General features: G+C 69.9%; 16 protein-coding genes and 1 pseudogene. 6 read left to right on the top strand and 11 right to left on the bottom strand.

The annotated features are described in order from the left end of the window. Positions 1-44 precede the first annotated feature (44 nt). Positions 45-1745, top strand: a complete 1701-nt coding sequence (locus BLQ39_RS06050) for a ribonuclease J (RefSeq protein ID WP_422386370.1) — start codon at positions 45-47, stop codon at positions 1743-1745. A gap of 153 nt (positions 1746-1898) precedes the next feature. Here the strand turns inward: BLQ39_RS06050 and BLQ39_RS06045 are convergent, their stop codons facing one another. Together BLQ39_RS06045 and BLQ39_RS06040 are read right to left on the bottom strand one after the other, a co-directional pair. Next, a complete protein-coding gene (locus BLQ39_RS06045; RefSeq protein WP_092322531.1) occupies positions 1899-3551 on the bottom strand; it encodes a peptide chain release factor 3 in 1653 nt (550 codons plus the stop codon). Between the two features lie 155 nt (positions 3552-3706). Next, positions 3707-4033 (bottom strand): annotated as a pseudogene (locus tag BLQ39_RS06040) (GntT/GntP/DsdX family permease). 327 nt (positions 4034-4360) lie between these two features. Between BLQ39_RS06040 and BLQ39_RS06035 the strand changes: the two are divergent. Further along, positions 4361-6442, top strand: coding sequence for a hypothetical protein (locus BLQ39_RS06035; RefSeq protein ID WP_092322528.1), 2082 nt, complete (start codon positions 4361-4363; stop codon positions 6440-6442). A gap of 247 nt (positions 6443-6689) precedes the next feature. Here BLQ39_RS06035 and BLQ39_RS06025 read toward each other — a convergent pair whose 3' ends face one another. The 5 genes from BLQ39_RS06025 to BLQ39_RS06005 all read right to left on the bottom strand — a co-directional run bounded on the left by BLQ39_RS06025 (position 6690) and on the right by BLQ39_RS06005 (position 11899). Beyond that, entirely contained in the window at positions 6690-7445 is a 756-nt protein-coding gene (locus BLQ39_RS06025; protein ID WP_198417099.1) for a class I SAM-dependent methyltransferase, read from the bottom strand. Between the two features lie 163 nt (positions 7446-7608). Further along, on the bottom strand, positions 7609-8277 hold the full coding sequence (locus BLQ39_RS06020) for an HAD hydrolase-like protein (RefSeq protein ID WP_134476275.1): 669 nt from the start codon (positions 8275-8277) through the stop codon (positions 7609-7611). A gap of 103 nt (positions 8278-8380) precedes the next feature. After that, positions 8381-9076: an endonuclease NucS gene (nucS, locus tag BLQ39_RS06015; RefSeq protein WP_092322525.1), complete on the bottom strand. Its 696-nt coding sequence runs from the start codon at positions 9074-9076 to the stop codon at positions 8381-8383. A 144-nt stretch (positions 9077-9220) separates the two neighbouring features. Beyond that, positions 9221-10492 (bottom strand): MFS transporter, encoded by a 1272-nt coding sequence (locus BLQ39_RS06010; RefSeq protein ID WP_241982838.1) that lies wholly within the window; start codon positions 10490-10492, stop codon positions 9221-9223. 54 nt (positions 10493-10546) lie between these two features. Next, on the bottom strand, positions 10547-11899 hold the full coding sequence (locus BLQ39_RS06005) for an MATE family efflux transporter (protein WP_256332714.1): 1353 nt from the start codon (positions 11897-11899) through the stop codon (positions 10547-10549). Between BLQ39_RS06005 and BLQ39_RS06000 the strand changes: the two genes are divergently transcribed. The 4 genes from BLQ39_RS06000 (at position 11895) to BLQ39_RS05985 (ending at position 15666) form a co-directional block, all read left to right on the top strand. Beyond that, on the top strand, positions 11895-12125 hold the full coding sequence (locus tag BLQ39_RS06000; protein WP_134574941.1) for an efflux permease Rv1217c-related protein: 231 nt from the start codon (positions 11895-11897) through the stop codon (positions 12123-12125). The genes BLQ39_RS06005 and BLQ39_RS06000 overlap by 5 nt on opposite strands. A gap of 128 nt (positions 12126-12253) precedes the next feature. After that, complete coding sequence (locus tag BLQ39_RS05995; protein ID WP_092322522.1) at positions 12254-14218, top strand: M13 family metallopeptidase; 1965 nt, start codon at positions 12254-12256, stop codon at positions 14216-14218. An 87-nt stretch (positions 14219-14305) separates the two neighbouring features. Beyond that, complete coding sequence (locus BLQ39_RS05990; RefSeq protein WP_092322521.1) at positions 14306-15214, top strand: serine hydrolase; 909 nt, start codon at positions 14306-14308, stop codon at positions 15212-15214. A 110-nt stretch (positions 15215-15324) separates the two neighbouring features. Continuing rightward, complete coding sequence (locus tag BLQ39_RS05985) at positions 15325-15666, top strand: DUF5655 domain-containing protein (protein ID WP_092322519.1); 342 nt, start codon at positions 15325-15327, stop codon at positions 15664-15666. A gap of 10 nt (positions 15667-15676) precedes the next feature. Here the strand turns inward: BLQ39_RS05985 and BLQ39_RS05980 are convergent, their stop codons facing one another. The 4 genes from BLQ39_RS05980 to BLQ39_RS05965 form a co-directional block, all read right to left on the bottom strand. Further along, positions 15677-16717, bottom strand: coding sequence for an NAD-dependent epimerase/dehydratase family protein (locus BLQ39_RS05980; protein WP_092322518.1), 1041 nt, complete (start codon positions 16715-16717; stop codon positions 15677-15679). A gap of 25 nt (positions 16718-16742) precedes the next feature. Next, positions 16743-17261, bottom strand: a complete 519-nt coding sequence (locus BLQ39_RS05975) for a pyridoxine/pyridoxamine 5'-phosphate oxidase (protein ID WP_092322516.1) — start codon at positions 17259-17261, stop codon at positions 16743-16745. Between the two features lie 240 nt (positions 17262-17501). Continuing rightward, a complete protein-coding gene (locus BLQ39_RS05970) occupies positions 17502-17732 on the bottom strand; it encodes a YbdD/YjiX family protein (RefSeq protein ID WP_092322515.1) in 231 nt (76 codons plus the stop codon). Then, on the bottom strand, positions 17729-20029 hold the full coding sequence (locus BLQ39_RS05965) for a carbon starvation CstA family protein (protein ID WP_092322513.1): 2301 nt from the start codon (positions 20027-20029) through the stop codon (positions 17729-17731). The genes BLQ39_RS05970 and BLQ39_RS05965 overlap by 4 nt, the downstream gene beginning before the upstream one ends. Between the last annotated feature and the right edge of the window lie 36 nt (positions 20030-20065).

The following is a 20065-nucleotide window of genomic DNA, read 5'->3' as shown; positions in this document are numbered from 1 at the left end:
AGACCCGCTCAGACGCGCGGTCTCACATTTGAGAAATGAGATCCATGAGTAACCACGAACTCGACCTGTCCACGCCGCCGCCCCTGCCGAAGCGCGGCCTCCGCGTCATCGCGCTCGGAGGACTGGGCGAAATCGGTCGCAACATGACCGTGTTCGAGCACAAGGGCAAGCTCCTCATCGTCGACTGCGGCGTGCTCTTCCCCGAAGAGAACCAGCCCGGCATCAACGTGATCCTGCCTGACTTCTCGGCCATCCGGGACCGCCTCCAGGACATCGAAGCGATCGTGCTCACGCACGGGCACGAAGACCACATCGGCGGCGTGCCGTACCTGCTGCGTGAGCGGTCGGACATCCCCGTCATCGGATCCGAGCTCACCCTCGCCTTCCTCAGCGCCAAGCTGCAGGAGCACCGCATCACGCCGCGCCTGGTGCAGGTCGAGGAAGGCCAGCGCCGCAGCGCCGGACCGTTCGACCTCGAGTTCCTGGCCGTGAACCACTCCATCCCCGACGGACTCGCGATCGCGATCCGCACCGAGGCCGGCCTCGTGCTGCACACCGGCGACTTCAAGATGGACCAGTTCCCGCTCGACAAGCGCCTCACCGACCTCCCCGGATTCGCCCGGCTCGGTGAAGAGGGCGTCGACCTGTTCCTGACCGACTCGACCAACGCCGAGGTTCCCGGTTTCACGGTGACCGAGGAAGAGATCCGACCCGCCATCGACGCGGTGTTCCGAACCGCCCCGCGCCGCATCATCGTCTCGAGCTTCGCCAGCCACGTGCACCGCATCCAGCAGGTCATCGACGCCGCGGTCCGCAGCAACCGCAAGGTCGCGTTCGTCGGCCGCTCGATGGTGCGCAACATGGGCATCGCCGGCGACCTGGGCTTCCTCAACATCCCGAAGGGCCTCATCGTGGACATGAAGGCGCTCGAACGGATGAAGGACGACAAGGTCGTGCTCATCTGCACCGGCTCGCAGGGCGAGCCCATGGCCGCGCTGTCCCGCATGGCCAACCGCGAGCACGTGATCAAGATCGGCGAGGGCGACACGGTACTGCTGGCCAGTTCGCTGATCCCCGGCAACGAGAACGCGATTTACCGCGTGATCAACGGACTGACCCGCTGGGGCGCCAACGTGGTGCACAAGGGCAACGCCCGGGTGCACGTGTCCGGCCACGCCAGCGCCGGCGAACTCGTCTACTGCTACAACCTCGTGAAGCCGACCAACGTCATGCCGGTGCACGGTGAATGGCGCCACCTCAAGGCCAACGCGGACCTCGCCATCCGCACCGGCGTCGACGCCGACCGTGTGCTGATCGTGGAAGACGGCGTTGTCGTGGACCTGATCGACGGCAAGGCCCGGATCACCGGCCGCGTGCCGGTCGAGCTCGTCTTCGTCGACGGCATGACCGTCGGCGGCGAGGACGCGCAGAAGGTCTCGCAGGAGGCCATGGCGCACCGGGTGAAGCTCGCCGAAGAGGGCGCGATCACCATCCTCGGCATCCTCAACACGAAGACCGGGCTGCTGGCCGAGCCGGTGGAGTTCATCTCCCGCGGTTTCGTGCACGACGCCGAGTGGGTTCGCGGCGCGACCAAGGCGATCGACGACGCGATGCGGGTCGCCAACAAGATCAAGATCGTCGATGGCCCGGCACTCGAGCACATCTTCAGCGACAGCGTGACCCGGTGGATGCAGCGCAAGTACCGCCGCCACCCCGTCATCACCTCGATCGTCGTCGACGCCTAACCCACGCGGCGAAACAAACGGCGAGGCCCCCACGGGGGCCTCGCCGTTTGTCGCTTAACCCATCCGCCGAACTGTGAGTTTGGCACCTTCCCGGGCCCCACGAAGGTGCCAAACTCACGGTTCGGCGAAGAGGATGGCGGGGTTGAGCGGAGGTTAGGGAGTCGGGGCGCCGGCGGCGAGGTCTTCCAGGAGGATCTCCGGGTGGTCCCGCTCGGTGTTGCGCAGGCGCCAGGGCGTGCTGAAGAGGGCGAGCAGGGTGCCGTCGGTGCGCATCAGCACCTCGACCTGCCGGTCGTGGCCGAGGATGAGGGCGCTTTCCTTGTCGGTGCGGCGGGCCAGCTGGTAAGGCAGGGCCTCCATCCGGATGGCCGCGCCGAAGTCGTGGGTCATCCGCTCTTCGACGACCTCGAACTGCATCGGGCCGACCGCGCCGAGCACGGGAGCCTGGTCGCCGCGGAGCTCCGAGCGCATGACCTGGATGACGCCCTCGTGGTCCAGCTGGTCGATACCGCGGCGGAACTGCTTGTGCTTGCTCGTGTCCGCGGGGCGCACGACCCGGAAATGCTCGGGGGCGAAGATCGGCAGCGGCGGGAAGGTGACGGCATCGCCCTCGAAGATGGTGTCGCCGACGCGGAGCGCGGAGGCGTTGACCAGTCCGACGATGTCGCCGGGCCAGGCCTCGTCGGCCACCTCGCGTTCCTTGCCGAACAGGTGCTGCGCGTATTTCGTCGCGAACGGCCGGCCGGAGGCGGCGTGGGTGACGATCATGCCACGGCGGAACTGTCCGGAGCAGACCCGAACGAACGCGACGTAATCGCGGTGCGACGAGTTCATGCCGGACTGCACCTTGAAGACGAAGCCGGAGAACTCCGAGCTCACCGCCCGGTGGCCGCCGCCGGCATCCTCCCTGGCCTCGGCGGCCGGGGCGAAGTCGACGAGCGTGTCGAGGATGTGCTGCACGCCGAAGTTGAGCACGGCCGCGGAGAAGAGCACCGGGGTCGTTTCGCCGGCCAGGAACCGGGCCTGGTCGTGGTTCTGGTCTTCCTCGGCCAGCAGCTCGGATTCCTCGGCGGCGGCGACCCAGGCATCGCCCTCTTCGGTGGCCGCGACGGCGGCGCTGATCCGCTCGGAGTCCGCCGTGGTCGCGCCGCCCGCGGTGCGGGTGAAGCGGATGAACTCGTCGGTGGAGCGTTCGATCACGCCTCGGAAGTCGCCGGCGATGCCGACGGGCCAGGTCAGCGGGGTGGGCACCAGGCCGGTGCGGGTGCGGATCTCGTCCATCAGGTCGAGCGCGGCGGATCCGGGCCGGTCCCACTTGTTGATCACCGTGATCACCGGGATGCCGCGCTGCTTGCAGACGGCGAAGAGTTTCATGGTCTGCACCTCGAGGCCCTTGCTCGCGTCCACGAGCATGACCGCGGCGTCGACGGCCGAGAGCACGCGGAAGGTGTCCTCGGAGAAGTCGGCGTGGCCGGGGGTGTCGACCAGGTTGATCACGCTGTTGCGGTACTCGAACTGGATGGCCGCGGAGGTGATCGAGATGCCTCTGGCCTGTTCCATGGCCATCCAGTCCGACACGGTTCCGCGTCGGCCGGCCTTGCCGTGGGTCGCGCCTGCGCTGGTGATCGCGCGGGCGTGCAGCAACAGCGCCTCGGTGAGCGTTGACTTGCCGGCGTCGGGGTGGGAGATCACGGCGAAGGTGCGCCGGCGGGTGGCTTCCGCCTGCACCTGGGGGTTCTGTGCCTCCGGGTTGTGCGCCGGGGAGCTCTGCACCTGTGGCTTGGAGACGTCAGTGAGCTGAGTCATGGATTCTCCTTCCGCGGGATTCCAGACTTACCACTCTACCCTAACGTGAGGGTAGGTTCTGATGCCCGGCCGGCCCCCGGCCCCGGCCCCGCCCCGGCTCAGCCGGGTGAGATCAGCGAGGGGGCTCCGCGCCACCCTGCCCGCACTCCCTCGCCTCACCGACGACCTGCCGGGTCCCGCCGCGCCGAAGCTCGACGACCCGGCGCGCGGATGCCGGCGGCGGTCACGGTCGCGACCGTGGCGGAGCCGGTGGCCACGCGCACGAGGGCGGCCACGATTCAGGCCAGCACGAGCACGGAGACGCTGCTGCCGTTGACGGCGTCGGCGATGACGGTTCCGATCCCGGTGTCGATGAGAACCTGCTTGGACCCTCCGCCGGCGCCCACGATGAGCAGGATACCCGCGATGGGCGGCAAGGAATCGGCGAGGGACGTGGAGACGGCGTTGCGGTCGATGCCGCCGCCGCGGCCAAAAGCGAGCATCGCGTAGGAGCGAGTTTGGCCACAGCCGCCGGCCTGGCCGCGACCCTCCAGGGCTCGCGCCGTTTTCGGGTTGAGTCGCGGAGAAAGTACCTTCGTCGGCCCGCGGAAGGTACTTTCTCCGCAACTCAACGACTGACGGGCCGCGGGTCCGGCGGGCCCCAGCGCGCTGCCGGGGCCTCCCGCGCGGCCCGATCCGACGCGCCGGGATTCCTTGACATCGGTTCTCTTAACCGGTTTAGTTGAGGAGGCTGAACCGGTTCAGGGACGCGGGTCCGAGTGATTTGCCCGCGCGGAGGCCGGCAATGATGCCCGAACCAGGAGAGACAAATGACGTACAAAGATGTTCGCTCACGATCACTGACGAGGCCGGTGGCGCTCGTCGCCGCGGTGTCGATGCTGCTGCTGGGAGCTGGAACGGCCACCGCCGCGCTCGCCGCACCGGTGGCATCCGTTGTTCCCGGCGCCGTTCAGTCGGCGCCGGCGCTGACCAACCTGAACCACCTGAACTTCCTGCTCGACACCGTTCCGCTGGCCGAGGCCCCGGGCCACACGACGTACCAGCTCGACACCAGGCCCACGGCGCAGGCCCCGTGGACGTATGCCGACAAGAAGCCCGACGGCAGCTACGGTCGCGTCGGAGGCGGATCGCTCGACCCCGCGACCGGCTACTGGAGCCAGGGCGCCTACAACGCGGACGACATCGCCCGCACGGCCGTGGTCTACCTGCGCCACTGGCAGCAGACCGGCGACGCCGGCAGTCGCGAGCACGCCTTCGAGACCCTGCGCTCGCTGACGTACCTGCAGACCGCGTCCGGCCCCAACGCCGGCAACGTGATTCTCTGGCAGCAGGCCGACGGCACGCTGACCCCCAGCGCCACGCCGAAAGAGCTGCCGGATCCGAGCGACTCCGCGGAGTCGTACTGGGTGGCCCGCACCGTCTGGGCACTCGGCGAGGGCTACGCGGCCTTCAAGGATGCCGATCCGGACTTCGCCGCCTTCCTCCAGGATCGCCTCCACCTGTCCCTCGACGCGCTGAACCGGCAGTCGCTCGGCAAGTACGGCACCTTCGATGTGGCCGACGGCGTGCAGGTTCCGGCCTGGCTCATCGCCGGCGGGGCCGATGCCTCCGCCGAGGCCGTGCTCGGGCTTGCCGCCTACTCCCAGGTCGAACCCGGCGACGACCTCGCCACCACCGCACTCACCCAGCTGACCGAGGGCGTCGCCGGGATGTCGTCCGGCTCCGTGAACCAGTGGCCGTACGGCGCGATGCTGCCGTGGAACAAGTCGCAGACGCTCTGGCACGCCTGGGGCGGGATGGCCCCGGCCGCCGTCGCCACGGCCGCCGACGTGCTCGGCCGCAGCGACCTGCTGACCGCGGCCATCAAGGATGCCGCCCAGTTCACGCCGCAACTGCTCGCCGCCGGCGGACCGGACAACGCCTGGACGCCCACGCCGGGCGAGGCGCAGATCGCCTATGGCGTCGACTCGAGGCTGCAGGGGCTGGTGGCGACCGCGAAGGCCGCGAAGGCCCCCGGACTCCTCGACGTGGCAGCGATCACGGCCGGCTGGTACTTCGGTGCGAACCGCAGCGGTGCCCCGGCCTACGACCCGACCACCGGAACCACGGTCGACGGGATCGAATACGACGGCCGGGTGAACCACAACTCGGGTGCCGAATCGACCATCCACGCGCTGCTCTCCATGCTCGTGCTGGACGCGAACCCGGCGCTGAAGACGAAGGCGCTGGGCATCGACGAGACCGTCGCCACGAAGGGACTGAGCGTGGTCGAGGCCGAATCCGGAGCCGTCAGCGGCGCCGGATCCGTTGTGACGCCCCCGTCCGCCTGGACGGGCGAGGCCAACTGGTCGAAGGGCGCGTACGTGGCGCTCGGCGCCGGCGGCTCAGTGAGCATCCCCGTTCCCGCCGCCGACCAGGCTCGCAACGTCTACCCGATCGTGAACCAGGCCGTGGCACCCGCCGGGGCCACGCGCTGGGCCGCCGGCACGACCGCCCTGGGCAGCACGCCCAACGGCGGCGCGGGTGACCAGGGCATCACGGATGCCCCGGGCAAGCTGTTCCCGTTCGCACTGGGCCGCACCCTGCCGGCCGGCGCCACCAGCGTCGTCGGCACGAGCAACGGCGACGCATCGCTCGACGCGCTGTTGATCCAGCCGCTGGTCTCGACCGTGTCCGTTTCCGGGCCGGCCGGGGACTCGACCCTCTACGTCAGCGCGGCCACCGTGTCGAGCCTGCGCACGGTCGTGGTGCCGAAAGGCTACAAGCTCGTTCAGCGGGCCTACGACTCCAGCGGCCGACTCGTCCCGACCCGGGGCGACACGATCACCAGCGCCGGACGAGTTACGATCGCCGCCGGCGGCTTCACCGTGGCGACGCTCGTGCGTAAGTAGGCGGTCCGGCAGGTCCTGCAGGTCCGGCAGGTCCGGCAGGTCCGGCAGGTCCGGCAGATCCTGAGGCCGTCGCCCCGCCCGGGGCGGCGGCCTCTCTGCGCTGGCCTCTCTGCGCTGGCCTCTCTGCGCTGGCCTCTCTGCGCTGGCCTCTCTGCGCTGGCCCCTCGCGGCGCTGAGTTGCGGACAAAGTACCTTCCCGGGCGCACGGAAGGTACTTTGTCCGCATCTCAATCGGCGGGCTGGCGCTTCAGGACTGGATCCGGGGCCGGGCAGAGGCGACGAGGATGGTGTCGAGGGCGACGCGGGGGGCGGCATCCGTGCCGTGCGCTTCATCCGGCCCCTCGGGATCCGTGGCGAGGTCGCGGGGGACCGTCTCGCAGCGCAGCACGTCCAGGTCGCCGGCCGACGAGCTCAGGATTTCGGGGGTGTACAGGATGTCCGGGTTGCCCGGCCCGGGCGCCCCCGTTCCCAGGTTCAACCGGTCGTGCCCGACGACGAGCAGGTGCCCGCCGGGAGCGATCCAGCCCGCGGCCCGGGCGAGGACGCGCCGGATGTCCGCCTCCGGCAGGTGCAGGTACATCACCGTGACGAGGTCGAAGCGATCCTCGGGGGCCCAGCTGACGGCATCCGCGACCAGCCAGGTCACCTCGGCTCCTGCGTCGTCGGCGTGCGTCCGGGCGAGGCCGATTGCCTCGGCCGAGAAGTCGACGCCGGTCACGCTCCAGCCCTGCGTCGCCAGCCAGATCGCGGTGCGGCCGTCACCCGTCGCCAGGTCGAGCGCCCGGCCCGGCGCCCAGCCGGACACCGTGTCGAGGACGATCCCGGGCGGCAGCGCCGACCAGAGCCGGGTCCCAGCGCCCCTGCCCGCCTCGCGGTAGCGTGCGTCCCACGCGCTCGCGCCCATTGCGCTCGATTCGGCTGCGCTCGCGCCCGTCGCACTCGATTCAACTGCGCTCGGATTCCGGGTGTCCGCGGCCATGGCGTGTCCTTCCGCTCGTCTCATCCCAGTATCCCCGCCCGCCCCGCGCCCCCGCGCGGTTGAGATGCGGAAAAAGTACCCTCATTGTTGAAACGAAGGTACTTTTTCCGCAACTGAGGTGGGAGGTGGGAGGTGGGAGGTGGGAGGTGCGAGGTGCGGCGCGCCAGGCGGCGCGCCAGGCGGGGCGCTAGCCCAGCAACAGCTTGGCCAGCTGGTCGACCGAGTACACGGTCGCGGTGGCCGCGGCAGCTTCGGCCGGGGAACCGTAGCCCCACTCGACCATGATCGTGGGGACGCCGTTCGCGGCGGCACCCTCGGCGTCGTAGCTGCGATCGCCGACCATGACCGGCGCGGTGATGCTCGCCCCGGACGCCTCGAGGCGGCGCAGGGCCTCGGCGACGATGTCGGCCTTGGCGCTGCGGGTCTCGCTCTCGGAGGCGCCGACCACAACGGTGAAGTACTTGTCGAGGCCGAAGTGTTCGAGGATATCGATCGCACTGCGCTCGGGCTTGCTGGTGGCCAGGGCGAGCGGGATGCCCATGGCGTAGATCCGCTCGAGCAGGCCGGCGATACCGGGGTAGACGGCGGTGTCGAGCGACGACGCGCCCTTGTAGTCCGCGCGGTAGACGGCGAGGGCCTCGGTCGCTTCGTCCGGCGTCATCCCGGCGTATTCGCGGAATGCGGCCAGCATGGGCGGCCCAACGTAGGCGAGGAGTGCGGCGTCGGAGGGGACGGGGCGGCCCAGCGCGGCGAAGGTGCGGGCGAGGGAGCTGGTGATGGCCGGGGCGGAATCGGTGATCGTTCCGTCGAGGTCGAAGAGGATGGCGCTCCAGGTGCGCGTCAATGTCGGATTCACGCGTCAATCCTAGGCGTGCACGGATGGGACTGTGCACACCATGCACCGAACGGGCCCCGGTCCGGGGCCGTTCTCGGGGGAGAAAGGGGAAGTGAACGGGACTTTAGAAGAGGCGGGACTGGGTGTCGTCGAGCCCGCGCATCGCGTCGTAATCCAGCAGCAGGCACCGGATGCCCCGATCCTCGGCGAGCATGCGCGCCTGCGGTTTGATCTCCTGGGCGGCGAAGACCCCGGCCACGGGGGCCAGGTGCGGGTCGCGGTTCATCAGCTCGAGGTAGCGGGTGAGCTGCTCCACGCCGTCGATGTCACCGCGCCGCTTGAGCTCGACCGCGACCGAGCCGCCCGCGGCATCCCGGGCCAGGATGTCGACCGGGCCGATGGCGGTCATGTACTCGCGGCGCACGAGGGTGTGACCGTCGCCGAGGAGGTGGATGTGCTCGGCCAGCAGCTTCTGCAGGTGGGCCTCGACGCCGTCCTTGATCAGGCCGGGGTCGATGCCGAGCTCATGCGCCGAGTCGTGCAGCACCTCGTAGATGCTGACGATGAGCTGGTCGTCGGTCTTGCCGTGGGTGACCGTCCAGAGGGCGGTGACGCCGGCATCCGTCTGGTACTCGTCGGGCTCGGATTCGGACAGGCTGCACGGCGGGCTCATCCAGTTGAGCGGCTTGTACGAGCCGCCGTCGGAGTGCACGAGGATGCTGCCGTCCGATTTGAGCATGAGCAGGCGGGTGGCCAGCGGCAGGTGCGCGCTGAGTCTCCCGGCGTAATCGACGGAGCATTTGGCTATCACAAGGCGCACCCGTCGAGCCTAATCGCGCCGCGGGGCCCGTTCTCCCGAAACACTTCCGAATTCGACGGAGATTCCGGATGCCGCCGCCCGCCTGCCCCGTGACCGGCCCGTTTCCCGTGAAACTCCCGTCGAATTCGTGCCTCGGGTTCGCGCTCAGCGCGCTTCGGGCCTGCTCGACTCCCGCGCGGCTGGCGCCACGATGCCGGCCAGCACCATGAGCGCGAGGATCACGTAGAGGGCGTTCAGGATGCCGACCGCCTCGCCGAGCAGGCCGAGAACCGGCGGGCCGACGAGGAATGCGAAGTAGCCGATCATGGCGACCGCGCTCACCCGGGCCGCCGCGCTCTTCGACCCGTCGGCGGCGGCCGACATGCCAACCGGAAAGCCGAGGGAGGCGCCGAGCCCCCAGAGAGCCGCCCCGACGAAGACGAGCCAACCGGTCGGCGCGAGGATGAAGACGAGCAGGCCGACGATTCCCAGTGCGGCGCAGGCGCGCAGCACCGGCACGCGTCCAAAGCGGTCGAGCACCGGCCCGCCGAGCACGCGGCCGAGAGTCATCGCGGTCACGAACACGCCGAAGACGATCGCGGCCGCTGAGTTGCTGAAGCCGTGCCCATCGACGGCGGCGATCGCCAGCCAGTCGTTCGCGGAGCCCTCGGCGAACGTCATCCCGAAAACGATCACCCCGATCAGGAGCACCGTCGAGTCCTTCCAGACCGCCAGGTTCTCGCGCAGGCGCGCCCGCCACGGCACCGCCACACCGGTCGGGTGGGGCAGCACGGCGTCGTCGCCGAGGTCGGCGCGCGTGGGGATGAAGCGCACGGCTGCGACCGTGGTGGCGAGCACGAGCAGCGCCGTCCCGGACAGGTGCCAGAAGACCGACAGGCCCACGAACGATGCGCCGCTTCCGACAAGCGCGCCCACAACCGTGCCGAGGCTGAAGCAGGCGTGCATCAGCGGCATGAGCGTCTTGCCGATCTCCCGTTCGGCCGCCGCGCCCTCGACGTTCATCATGACGTCGACGGATCCCATCCCGAGGCCCACGAGTGCGAGGGCGATGAACACGAACGGCGCGGACGGAAGCAGGCTCGAACCCACTCCGACCAGGGCGAGGCCGGCGGCCGTGACCGACATGCCCAGCAGCATCGCCCGGCGGGCGCCGAAGCGTGCGAGCAGCCAGGCTGCGACCAGGAGGCCGAGGACCGAGCCGCCCGACAGCCCGAAGATCACGAGGCCCACCTGCGCGGTATCGAGCTGGAGGCCGTCGCGGATCACGGGGACCCGGGAGAACCAGGTGGCGAGGCTGAGACCGCTGACGAAGAACAGGACGAAGACCGCGTTGCGCCAGCCGAGCAGGACGCGGCCGTCCGTTGGCACGGCGGGCCTGGGTGCGTTGGCTCCGGACGCGTTGGCGGGCTGGGTCACTGGGGGTCCTGATGCTGGAGAACGAGCCGATTCGATCGAAGCGACCTGACCAAACTAACCGACGCCGGCAGACGGATGCGCGCCGACGACCATCCAGCGGACGGTGCGGGCGCGAAGGCCGAGGGTGACCGCGCGGGCGCCGAGGTAGCCGAACGCGAACGCGGCCATGAGCAGCGCGAGGCCGGCGGACCCCGGGGGCGCCCACAGCACGGCGACGGCCAGCGGCACGAACGCGGCCAGGTTCGCCAGGCCGGTCAGGGCGAGGTAGCGCGCGTCCCCGGCGCCGATGAGCACGCCGTCGAGCACGAACACGATCCCGCCGAGCGGAACGGATGCCCCGAGCACGATCAGCGTCGGGGGCAGGAGGTCGCTGACCTCCCCGGCCCCGGTGAAGAGCCCGCCGAGCACGCCGGATAACGCGATCACGAGCAGGCCCAGCGCGGCCCCGCTGAGCACGCCCCACTCGAGGCACCGGCGGAGCACCGCGCGCACGCCGGCCAGGTCGCCGGCGCCGAGGCCGCGCCCGACGAGCGCCTGCGCGGCGATCGCAAGGGCGTCGAGGGCGAACGCGAGCGTCGCGAACAGCGTCATCGCGATCTGGAAGGCCGCCAGTTCCGGGGAGCCGAGCCGCGTCGCCACGAACACCGCGAGCAGCATGGCCGCGCGCAGGCTGACCGTGCGCAGGAACAGCCAGCCGCCGGATGCCGCGCCCAGCAGCATCCCGGCCCGGTACGGGCGGAGCCGCGCGCCGTCCAGCCTCGCCTGCCGCACGATGACGATGAGGTATACCGCCACCATGCCCCACTGGGCGATGACCGTGCCGATCGCGGAGCCGGCGATCCCGAGGCCGAGGCCGTAGATGAACAACAGGTTGAGCACGATGTTCGCGGCGAAGCCGAGGCCGGCCACCCAGAGCGGGGTGCGGGTGTCCTGCAGGCCGCGGAGCAGGCCGGTCGCGGCGAAGACGAGCAGCATCGCGGGCAGGCCGAGCATCGAGATGGCGAGGTAGGTCGCGGCGGCCGCGGTGACGGCCGGCTCTGCGCCGAAGGCGCCGACCAGCACCGGCGTGGCGAACCAGCCGGCCACGGCCAGCACGACACCCAGGCCCAGGGCGAGCCAGAGCCCGTCGATTCCGACGGAGACCGCCCGGCGCCGATCGCCCGCGCCCAGCCACCGGGCCACGGCCGGCGTCGTGCTGTAGGCGAGGAAGACCATCAGCCCGATGATCGTCTGCAGCACCGCGCTGGCCAGGCCGAGGCCGGCCAGGGGTGTCGTGCCGAGGTGGCCGACCATGGCGGCGTCGGCGAGCAGGAACAGCGGTTCGGCGATGAGCGCGCCGACGGCGGGCACGGCGAGACGGAGGATCTCGCGGTCCACGGGCTGGCGGCGGAACAGGGTGATAGTGATTCTCACGACTTTAGTTCAGCGGGTAGTCAGGCCCGGGCACCAGTCGAAGGAAAGCCAGGCCAGCCCTGGCCCCGACGGGCTGCGCGCCCTCTCGCCGTTCACCCACACCCCCGCCCTCGGCACCGTCGACGTCGACTGGACCGGCGCCTGGTGGATGCTCGCCCTCGCCGCCCTCCTGGCCGCCCTCTCCCTCGCCGCCATCCGGCGCCGCGACCTGGCCCTCTGACCCCCGCCCATCCCGCCCCCCAATCCCCCCGTCCATCCCGCCGAACTGTGAGTTTGGCACCTTCCCGGGGCCCGCGAAGGTGCCGAACTCACAGTTCGGCGGGGGAGGGACCGAATAGGCTGGGGCGCATGACTGACCAGGGGCTCGCATCCGGAATCGACACTTCAGAACTCGACCCGGGCATCCGCCCGCAGGACGATCTGTTCCGACACGTGAACGGCAAATGGATCGCCCGCAGCGAGATTCCGGCCGACAAGGCCCGGTGGGGGTCGTTCTACCTCCTCGCCGAGGAGTCCGAGAAGTCCGTGCGGGAGATCATCCTCGAGGCCCAGTCCGCCCCGGAAGGCACCGAGGAACGCAAGTTCGGCGACCTGTACGCCAGCTTCCTCGACGAGGATCGCGTGGAGAAGCTGGGCGCGACGCCGCTTCAGGCCGACCTCGCCACGGTCGACGCCGTCACCTCGATTCCGATCCTGCTCGGCACGCTCGGCCGGCTCGAGCGCAAGGGCGTCGCCAGCGCTTTCCACCTCTACGTCGACAACGATCCGGGCAACCCCGAGCGCTACCTCGTCTTCGTCGAGCAGGGCGGCATCGGCCTGCCCGACGAGTCCTACTACCGCGAGGAGAAGTTCGCCTCCGTCCGCGACGCCTACCTGACCCTCCAGGCGCGGATGTTCGGACTCGCCGGCATCAGCGACGCCGAGACCCGTGCCAAGCGCGTCTTCGACCTCGAGACCGAGCTCGCCCGCCACCACTGGGACAACGTGAAGTCCCGCGACAGCGAGCTCGCCTACAACCTCAAGACCTGGGGGCAGGTGTCCGCGCTCGCCGCGGGGGCCGACCTCCACCTCTGGCTCGAGGGGCTCGACGCCCCCGAGGCCGCCTTTGAGGAGCTCGTCGTGCGCCAGCCCAGCTTCGTGAGCGGGCTCGCCGAGATGCTCACCGAGGACAGGCTCGACGACTGGCGGGACTGGCTGCGCTGGCAGGTCATCCGTTCGAGCGCCGCGTACCTCTCGAGCGATTTCGTCGCCGCCAACTTCGAGTTCTACGGGCGCACCCTCAGCGGCACCCCGCAGATCCGCGACCGCTGGAAGCGCGGCGTCTCGCTCGTCGAGGGCGCGCTCGGCGAGGCTGTCGGCCGCATCTACGTGGAGCGGCACTTCAAGCCCAGCGCCAAGGCCGGCATGGACGTGCTCGTCGGCCACCTCGTCGAGGCCTACCGGCAGAGCATCACCGGGCTCGAATGGATGACCGACGAGACGCGCACCCGCGCTCTCGAGAAGCTCGACAAGTTCACGCCCAAGATCGGCTACCCGGTGAAGTGGCGCGACTACTCGACCCTGACGATCGACGCCGGCGACCTCATCGCGAACGTGCGGGCGGCCAGCGAGTTCGAGTTCCACCGGGAACTCGGCAAGATCGGCAACCCGCTCGACCGTGACGAGTGGTTCATGACGCCGCAGACGATCAACGCGTACTACAACCCGGGTTTCAACGAGATCGTCTTCCCGGCCGCCATCCTGCAGTTCCCCTTCTTCGACGAGGCCCGCGATTCGGCCGCCAACTACGGGGCCATCGGCGCCGTCATCGGGCACGAGATCGGCCACGGCTTCGACGACCAGGGCTCCAAGTACGACGGCGACGGGCTGCTGATCGACTGGTGGACCGAGGCAGACAAGGCCGCGTTCCAGGAGCGCACCAGGTCGCTGATCGAGCAGTTCAACGCCCTCGCCCCGAAGCAGGTGCCCGAGCACCACGTCAACGGAGCCCTGACCATCGGCGAAAACATCGGCGACCTGGGCGGCCTGTCGATCGCCTGGAAGGCCTACCTCCTGTCGCTGGCCGGCCAGGAGCCGCCGGTGATCGACGGGATGACCGGTGCCCGGCGCTTCTTCCTCTCCTGGGCGCAGGCGTGGCAGATGAAGGGTCGCGACGAGGAAGTCATCCGCCTGCTGGCGATCGACCCGCACTCGCCCAACGAGTTCCGCTGCAACCAGATCGTCAGCAACATCGACGAGTTCTACGAGGCGTTCGGGGTCACCGAGGCGGATGCGCTCTGGCTCGACCCGGAGAAGCGCGTCACCATCTGGTGAGGCCGGCCGGGTGAGGTCCCCCGCCGGCCTGTGACATAGGGTGATCGCGGGGTATTCTTGCCCGCACCGAGAGAAAGCGCGCGCGAATTGTCCAAGCCGATCCAGGATGCAGAGCGACGCTCCAGGCACTCCGCCGAGCGCAAAGGCAAGCACAAGGGTCCGGAGACGCACGAGAACTTCGCCCGGGGCTTCCAGGCCCTCGGCGAACTGGCGATGGACGGCGTGCAGGTGTCCGCGCGCGCGACCGACCTGACGACCGGCCGGGTGCTGTTCTCGGTCGACGACCACGTCGAAATGCCGACGGCGGGCATCGGCAAGATCCTCCTCCTGATCGAGGTGGCCGCGCGCCTCCGCGACGCCGACTTCGGCGTCTACACGATCCTCGATCGCACCGCCGCGGACGCGGTGAGCGGCCCCGGAATCTGGCAGCACCTGCAGGCGCCCTCGCTGCCGGTCGCGGACCTCGCCGCCCTCGTCGGCGCCACGAGCGACAACCTGGCCACGAACGTGCTCATCCGCGCCGTCGGACTCGACGCGGTGCGGGCGCGCACCGAGCAGCTCGGCCTCTCCCGCACGGCCCTGCTCGACCTCGTCCGCGACCAGCGCGGCCCGGACGATGCCCCACAGCTCTCGGTCGGCAGCGCGAAGGAACTCACCTGGCTGCTCACGGCGCTCGCCCGCGGCGAGATCGTCGACGCCGAGGCCAGTGAACGCGTCATCGGCTGGCTGTCCCTGAACACCGACCTGTCGATGGTGGCCAGTGCGTTCGGGCTCGACCCGCTGTCGCACCGGGACGGCGACCACGGCATCCTGCTGGTCAACAAGACGGGCACGGATGCCGGCGTGCGCAGCGAGGTCGGCATCCTCCGCGGCCCGCGGGCCGGCGTGACCTACGCAGTGTCGATGTCGTTTGCCGACACGAAGCTCTCCGCCCGCCTCTCCGTGCTCGACGGCATGCGGGCCATCGGCCTCGACCTGCTCGAATACGTGCACTGACCCTCGCGCCACCTCCCGTCACCTCCCGCGAAACCGCAGTTGTGCGCGTTCTGAGGGCGTTTTAGCGCGCACAACTGCAGTTTCGCGGGGGTGTGGGGGATTATGGGGGCATGGCGGCGACGGCGATCGAACGAATCCAGGCGGATGACACGGCCCGCGAGATCTTCGAGATCCTCCAGGGCGCCCTGGCCCAGCTCGGCGGACACGAGATCGAGGAGAAGCAGGGCTCCCTGCACGTGACGAACGGTCGCGCGTTCCTCGCAATCCACCCGCGATCGGGCGCCGTGCTGCTGAACCTCGTGACGTCCGAACCGATCGTGAGCGAGCGCATCCGTAAGACCGAGCAGGTCTCAAAGAACCGCTGGCACAACGAGATCGTGATCCGCACGACGGCGGAGGTCGACGCCGAGCTCGCGGGCTGGCTGCGGCAGGCCTACGCGCTGACGACCTGAGGTCGGCCGCTCAGCCCGGTGAGCCGGCGTGCGCGTCCTCGGCAGCGTAGGGGAACCAGCCGTTCGCGCCGTAGCGCTTGACGATGGACGGGAAGAGCTGCTGCCAGGACTCGCCGCGGCGCTCGGCCGCGGCGACGGCATCCGTCACCCAGCGGATGTCGTCGGCCAGGCCCTCCGCGTAGCTCACGACCGGCGCGTAGCCGAGCTGCTCGCGGGCGGCGGCCATGCTGAGCACGATCGGGTTCGCCAGGCCCCAGGGACTCGATCCGAGTCCGTCCCGAGGCGGACCGGCGAAACAGAGGATCTCGGCCTCGTGCCCCATCGCATCGAACACCGCCCGGCCGATCTCTGCCACGGTGAGCGCCTCGTCGTCGACGGCGTTGAGCACGCGGCGGCCCGGCTGCTCGGCGCACCGGGACACGAGCTCGGCGATGTTCGCGGTGGCCGACGTGGCGAACCGGCTGGCGCCGTCGTAGGCGAGCACCACGCGGCGGCGGCCGTCGAGCACCCGCTTGATGAAGAACCATTCGCGGAGCGCCGGGCTGTGCGGCCCGTGGATCGCGCCCGGCCGGAGGATGCTGACCGGCAGGTCGGCGGCGGCCAGCAGCCGGCGCTCCATCGCCGCCTTCAGCGGCGAATAGCTCTGCTCGGCATTGTCCACGGTCGGGTCGGCCTCGGTGAGCGGCACCGGGAAGTCCGGGAAGACCTCGTCGGTCGCCACGTCGAGGTAGGAACCGTTCCGGCCGAGGTAGACGGATCCGGTGGAGATGACGACGAGGGAGCCGACGTCGCCGGCCAGCCGGGCGAGCTGGTCGGCGTGGCCGGTGTCGTAGGCAACCGTGTCGAGCACGAGGTCGTTGCCGCGGGCGGCTGCGTGCAGCGCGGCCGTGTCGGCGCGGTCGAACCGGATGCTCCGAACATCCGCCGAAAGCGCGGGTGAGTGCTGCCCGCGATGGGCGACCGTCACAGCCCAGTCGGAGGTCGCCAGCCGGGCCGCGGCCGCCAGGCCGATCTGCCCGGTTCCGCCGATGATGAGTGCCGTCTTCGTCATCCGGCCACCATACGGGCTGTAGCGGTCAGAGGCTGTAGCGGTGCCGGATGTGGTTGCGGTCGGCGCCGGCCTGCCAGAACTCCACCTCCGTCGGCCGCAGGGCATACAGCTGCCAGCTCGGATTGGCCGACTCGTCGGCCGCGGGGCGTTCGGCCCAGTCGGCGGCGGATGCCTCGGCCGACAGCAGGGCCACGGTTCCGCTCACCCGCACCTGCCGGCCGAGCCGCGACCAGTAGAAGTTCATGGCGGCCCGAGGGTTGGCGGCCAGTTCCCGGCCCTTCCGCGAGGTGGTCGCCGTGGCGAAGTGCCAGCCCTCGTCGTCGATGTTCTTCAGGATGAGCATCCGGGAGGACAGGTTGCCCTCGGCATCCGCGGTGGCCAGGCTGAAGGCGTGCGGTTGCGGCACGCCGGCGGCCAGGGCCTCGTGCAGCCACTGCACGAACAGGGCGGCCGGGCCGGCCGGCGCACTCGCCGGGTCGAAAGCCGGAAGGTCCGCGGGGAAATCCGGCAGGGCGCGAAGCATGCGACGGAGGGACTCGCTCATGGACCGAGCCTAATCCGAGGTCCGCGACTCACGGCCCTGGCCGCACTCGCCTGCGGCTAATTCAGGAGAAACCGGGACCGGGCAAACGCGCGCCCCGTCTTTCAGCGGCCTCAGTCGGCCACATCACGGATTCTCCTGAGTTAGCCTCCGGACTCCCGGACTCCCGGGCTCCCGGACTCCCGGCCGGCCGACCTCCCGACCTCCCGACCGGCCGGCCGACCGCGCACGGCGGGGACGCCCTCAGCAGCAGCGGTTCTGCGGGTTCTTCTGCTGCCGGTCGGTCTGGTCGCGCCAGAACTGGCGCTCTGTCATCACGGGCTCTCCGATGCCGCAGGTTCCGGCCTCCGCCCCGCCGTGGGTCGCCGCGTGGTGCGCGACGTACTTGTCGTAGGCGTCCTCGCCGAGCACGCCCCGGACGAACCAGGCGATTCCCCTGGCGCCGGTGCGTACCGCGGCGAGGACATCCCTCATCGGCCGGACCGGGCTGCCCTCGGCGGAAGAGCCGCCTTCAGCTCAGCGGCCTGTGCGTCCCACTGGACCTCGAGCTCCTTCTCGGCTGCGGTCGGCACGAACGCGGCCGGGCCGAAGATCCGGGACTGCACGGCCGGATCCTCGTCGGTCGTGCTCGAGCCCGAGCGGTACGCCTTCCAGGTGGCGACGATCGCGGTGGCGATGACGATGATGGCGAGTGTGACGAAGAGGATCGAGAGCAGCCCCTGCACCATCGTGTTGCGCACGACGGCCTCCATAGCCTGCACCGTCGGGGCGGCGCCGAAGCTGGTCTCCCCGGCCGCGAGGGCGTCCGAGAACGCCTTGTTCTGCGCGAAGTAGCCCACGTTCGGGACGGTCGAGAAGATCTTCAGGAACGACGCATAGATGGTCACGACGGCGGCGAACGAGAGGGGCAGGGCCACGATCCACAGGTAGCGGAAGTTGCCGCGCTTGGCGATGATGGCCATCGAGACGGCCAGCGCGATCGCAGCCAGCAGCTGGTTGGCGATGCCGAACAGCGGGAAGAGCGTGTTGATCCCGCCCAGCGGGTCGGTCACGCCCATCAGCAGCACGGCGCCCCACGCCCCCACCATGACCGCGGTGGCGAGCCAGGCGCCCACGCGCCAGGAGGTGTCCTTGAACTTCGGGAAGAAGTTGCCCAGGCTGTCCTGCATCATGAACCGGGCGACCCGGGTGCCGGCGTCGACGGCGGTGAGGATGAACAGCGCCTCGAACATGATGGCGAAGTGGTACCAGAACGCCATCATCCCGGTGCCGCCGGCCACCTGCTGCATGATGTGCGCCAGCCCGACGGAGAGGGTCGGCGCCCCACCGGTGCGGGAGACGATCGATTCCTCGCCGACATTCTTCGCCGTCTGCGTGAGCATGTCGGGGGTCAGGTTGACGCCGGTCAGGCCCAGGCTGTTGACGAAGGCGACGGCGCCCTCGACCGTACCGCCGGTGAGGGCGACGGGGGAGTTCATGGCGAAGTAGATCCCGCGGTCGATCGACAGCGCGGCGACGAGAGCCATGATCGCAACGAAGGACTCCATCAGCATGCCGCCGTAGCCGATGAACCGGGTCTGGCGCTCCTTCTGGACGAGCTTGGGCGTGGTGCCGGATGCGATCAGCGCGTGGAATCCGGACAGCGCGCCGCAGGCGATCGTGACGAAGAGGAACGGGAAGAGCGAACCGCTGACCACGGGACCGCCGGCCGCCGCGAACTCACTGACCGCGGGAACGTTGATCTCCGGCCGCACGATGACGATCGCGACGGCCAGCATCAGGATCGTGCCGATCTTCATGAAGGTGGAGAGGTAGTCCCGCGGGGCCAGCAGCAGCCAGACCGGCAGGATCGCGGCGATGAAGCCGTAGATGATGATGCCCCAGGCGATCGTGACCTTGTCGAGAAGGAAGAAGGCCGAACCCCATTCGGTGCCGGCGATCATCCCGCCGCCGATGATGGCGGCGATCAGCAGCACGAAACCGATGATCGAGACCTCGGTCACCTTGCCCGGCCGGAAGAAACGCAGGTAGACGCCCATCAGCAGGGCGATCGGGATGGTCATCGAGACCGAGAAGACGCCCCAGGGGCTCTCCGCCAGCGCGTTGACGACGACGAGGGCGAGGATGGCCACGATGATGACCATGATCACGAGGGTCGCGACGAGGGCGGCGGTGCCGCCGATGACGCCGAGCTCGTCCCTGGCCATCTGGCCGAGGGAGCGGCCGCCGCGGCGCATGGAGAAGAACAGGATCAGGTAGTCCTGCACTGCTCCGGCGAGGATGACGCCGACGATGATCCAGATCGTGCCGGGCAGGTAGCCCATCTGGGCGGCCAGGACCGGGCCGACGAGCGGGCCGGCGCCGGCGATGGCGGCGAAGTGGTGCCCGAAGAGCACCCGACGGTCGGTGACGGCGTAGTCCTTGCCGTCGGCCTTGTATTCGGCCGGGGTCGCCCGGCGGTCGTCGGGCCGCAGCAGGTGCTTCTCGATGAAGCGGGAGTAGAAGCGGTAGGCGATCAGGTAGGTGGCGACGGCCGCGAAGACGAACCAGGCCGCGTTGACGGTCTCGCCGCGAACCACGGCGAGCATGACCCAGCTGACGGCGCCGACGAGGGAAATACCTGCCCAGAGTGCAATTTTCGCGGGAGTCCAGTTGCGGCGCTCGGCCTCGAGGACGCTCTCCTCCACGGCCACGGGCAGTCGATCCGGGACCAGTTGCAGACCGGTGGAATCCTCGTTCGCATCCTTCGATGATCTCGGCGTCGTGCTCATTTTCGCTCCCTCGAGAACCCGCGGCTGGCTGCGGAC

It is taken from the genome of Cryobacterium psychrotolerans, assembly GCF_900101115.1.
In the GTDB taxonomy this organism is placed as follows: Bacteria; Actinomycetota; Actinomycetes; order Actinomycetales; family Microbacteriaceae; genus Cryobacterium; species Cryobacterium psychrotolerans.
Note: the sequence above shows the minus strand (reverse complement) of the source record. Positions and strands in the feature narration are given on the sequence as shown.